The 573-nt window shown below is 40.7% G+C and carries 1 protein-coding gene and 1 pseudogene; one reads left to right on the top strand and one right to left on the bottom strand.

Features of this window, described 5'->3' with window-relative positions; translation table 11 throughout:
- Positions 1-4 precede the first annotated feature (4 nt).
- Positions 5-229 (bottom strand): hypothetical protein, encoded by a 225-nt coding sequence (locus AB4496_RS27630; protein ID WP_009848670.1) that lies wholly within the window; start codon positions 227-229, stop codon positions 5-7.
- A 258-nt stretch (positions 230-487) separates the two neighbouring features.
- Here AB4496_RS27630 and AB4496_RS27625 point away from each other — a divergent pair.
- Positions 488-573, top strand: a pseudogene (locus AB4496_RS27625) (aquaporin); the annotation flags it as partial.

The following is a 573-nucleotide window of genomic DNA, read 5'->3' as shown; positions in this document are numbered from 1 at the left end:
CCTACTACTTCGCTTTAAAATTGCTTGGAGACTCAAATCCTTTACCATCAACGGATAGGAATTTGTAGCCTTTCAATGTTTGAATATCGGCATCACTTACGCCTATGTCCGTATTCAGTTTCTGAGCGCTAGAACCACCACTAGTGGCAGCGCTACCGCCACCGCTGTCACCACCTCCGCATGCAGTGAGTAATAATGTCGTTACTACTAAAATCGCTAACTTTTTCATGAATCGCAGGCTCCAATAAGAATTAATAATATCTTCAACCAGTTTTATTTATTGAACAACACAATAGATCGCACTTTAGTCAGTTTCTGGAGCTTGTCGTTAAACAGTTATGGCATTTCGTTTAAAAATCACTGCAATCTCTGTCGGCTATTTGCTACCCAAAACACTCCCTTTCTGTCGCTTATATGCCCAAGATTTCACAAACTTGCTAAATCTAAACTATCTTGTTGATACTGGTACAGATTAATAAGGATCGTTATGAATAGGTATATTGCAGAAATGTTTGGTACGTTTTGGTTGGTGTTAGGCGGTTGTGGTAGTGCCGTCTTAGCCGCGACTTTCCC

Origin of the sequence: Vibrio sp. 10N.222.46.A1, from assembly GCF_041473595.1 — a bacterium.
Taxonomy (GTDB): domain Bacteria; phylum Pseudomonadota; class Gammaproteobacteria; order Enterobacterales; family Vibrionaceae; genus Vibrio; species Vibrio tasmaniensis_A.
Note: the sequence above shows the minus strand (reverse complement) of the source record. Positions and strands in the feature narration are given on the sequence as shown.

Coding starts and splice junctions, on each gene's coding strand:
- AB4496_RS27630 (WP_009848670.1), bottom strand. CDS start 229: ATGAAAAAGTTAGCGATTTTAGTAGTAACGACATTATTACTCACTGCA.